The 2012-nt window shown below is 40.8% G+C and carries 3 protein-coding genes and 1 pseudogene; all 4 read right to left on the minus strand.

Annotated elements, in window-relative coordinates; all coding sequences use genetic code 11:
• Positions 1–1174, minus strand: a pseudogene (locus tag HT669_RS11450) (IS66 family transposase); the annotation flags it as partial.
• A complete protein-coding gene (locus HT669_RS01395; RefSeq protein ID WP_000653988.1) occupies positions 1149–1355 on the minus strand; it encodes a transposase in 207 nt (68 codons plus the stop codon). The pseudogene HT669_RS11450 and the gene HT669_RS01395, both read right to left, overlap by 26 nt.
• Before the next feature lie 54 nt (positions 1356–1409).
• The gene (gene tnpB, locus HT669_RS01400; protein ID WP_050141977.1) at positions 1410–1760 is read right to left on the minus strand and encodes an IS66 family insertion sequence element accessory protein TnpB; all 351 of its coding nucleotides are present in this window, start codon (positions 1758–1760) and stop codon (positions 1410–1412) included.
• Entirely contained in the window at positions 1741–1926 is a 186-nt protein-coding gene (locus tag HT669_RS01405; protein ID WP_031223047.1) for a hypothetical protein, read from the minus strand. Before HT669_RS01405 ends, tnpB begins: the two co-directional genes overlap by 20 nt.
• Positions 1927–2012 lie beyond the last annotated feature (86 nt).

The following is a 2012-nucleotide window of genomic DNA, read 5'->3' on the forward strand; positions in this document are numbered from 1 at the left end:
ATTTAGTTGATGACGTTTAGCTGTTTCCAACAAACTCATAATAATAGCTGTTGCTTTAGCTCCTTCAAAACTTTGAGAAAACAACCAATTTTTACGTCCCATAACCAATGATTTAATGGCGCGTTCAGCTAGATTATTGGAAAGGACCAGATGCCCGTCTTTCAAAATGGCCTTAAAGGTTTCTTCATACTTGAGACTGTATTCAATTGCCCTTCCTAGTTTTGAACCAGGTAAAACTGACTGACGCCGACACCAAGCAAAGAAGTCTTCCATTAGGGGTTGGAGCTCTTCTTGACGTTTCTGTAGTCGTTCATCAGCTGGCAAAACTTCCCAGTCTCTTTCCAAGGCAAATAACTGGTCACAATAAGCTAAACCTTTAGCTCCTAAGGATGAGTTATCTGCTTGCTTGGGGGTGGATTCAAAAAACTTCCTTCTCACATGCGCCCAACATCCAACAAGTTCAGCTTCTTCCAGTTGACGATAAGCNNTCTCCTAGGAATTCTTGTACTACTGAACCACTTCGACGCTGATCATGGTGGTACAGCGTGATTCCTTGCTTCTCAGCTTTCCCAGACAAAAAAGTCCAATAGTAGGTCAGATGGCTATCACTCTCTAGCACCCTATAAGAAGTTTCATCCGCATGAAGTAAGGGCTGAGTCAATAGTCTCTCTCGCAAGAGGTTATAGAGGGGCTCCAAATAGTATTGACTCGCCTTGATATGCCAATTAGAGATTTCCTTACGTGTGATTGGTAAACCCATCCTAGCCCAATCTTCTTCTTGGCGATAATTGGGGACCTTCAGATTAAACTTCTGATGGATGGTGTGAGCGATAATAGAAGCTGAGCCAAGGCTATGCGCCAAAGGGGCTTTAGGGATAGGAGCTTTCACAATTTTATCACTCGGATTTTTCTCACTGCATGCTTGGCATTTGTAAGAGTGTTGGATATGATCTATGCGTTTTAATTGCGCAGGAATAAAGACTAATTCTTGGCCTTGAAGACTCGCTCCAATCTCTTTTAGCTCTCCCTGACAGTCAGGGCAAATGCAATCCTCTAAGCGATGATGAACTTCTTCTGAATCGAATTGGGCAAGAAGAGCTTGACGTTTTCCTTTAGCTTTCTTACGTTTATAGGTGATTTCTTCTCTTTCAACTGGGAACCTCTCCATCTTCATCAGATGAAGCTTCCTCCTCAAAAAGGCTGACTTGTCCAGATGGACAAACACTTTTCTCAGAGGATTTTCCATAGAGCTTTTGCGTTAGATAAGCCACTTGTTCACGAAGAAGGGCAAGTTCATTGGTGAGACTATCAATTGTAGCACTCTGTTGTTGAATGATTTTTAATAAGTCTTTCATCGTCTTCCCCTCCTTGTTTTCTAACTTTATTATACTAAAAAGAAAGGCATCATTTCAATAGAAATCACGACTTTCTGATGAATTTATTTGGGGAGTGATAGAAAAGCCCTTCATCAGCCAGTCTACTTGTTCAGGTGTGAGAGCTTTGACATCCTTTTCTGTACTTGGCCAAGTCAACTTACCGTTCTCAAAGCGTTTATATAGTAGCCAAAATCCTTGACCATCCCAGTAAAGGGCTTTAAAGCGGTCTTTACGTCCACCACAAAAGAGAAAGACTTGACCTGAGAAAGGATCCAATTCAAAGTGGGTTTTAATGAGATAAGCCAGTGAATCAATGCCTTGTCTCATATCCGTTTTCCCACATACGAGATAGACCTGCCCTAGGCTAGATAGATGAATTGTCATAGAGCAACACCTTATCCAAAAGCTCTTCTATCATTTCGAGATTGAGAGATTGAAAAAAACTTACTTCAAGCTTGCCAATACGAATTTTAAGCAGAATATCATTTCTCTTTTTAGAATCAAAACGACGAGATTGTGGAATCTCTACAGGAACAATAGGTTGTGGCATTAAAATATCCTCCAATAGTTTTACTTTACTAATAGTATACAGGAGGTCTTCCATGAATGATAGATACCTTGTTATGACGCGCTTAC

It is taken from the genome of Streptococcus sp. 2100 (assembly GCF_013276335.1).
GTDB classification, from domain to species: domain Bacteria; phylum Bacillota; class Bacilli; order Lactobacillales; family Streptococcaceae; genus Streptococcus; species Streptococcus pseudopneumoniae.

Bases quoted from the DNA above. Each gene is read 5' to 3' on its own strand.
- HT669_RS01395 (WP_000653988.1), bottom strand. From the start codon at position 1,355: ATGAAAGACTTATTAAAAATCATTCAACAACAGAGTGCTACAATTGAT.
- tnpB (WP_050141977.1), bottom strand. From the start codon at position 1,760: ATGACAATTCATCTATCTAGCCTAGGGCAGGTCTATCTCGTATGTGGG.
- HT669_RS01405 (WP_031223047.1), bottom strand. From the start codon at position 1,926: ATGCCACAACCTATTGTTCCTGTAGAGATTCCACAATCTCGTCGTTTT.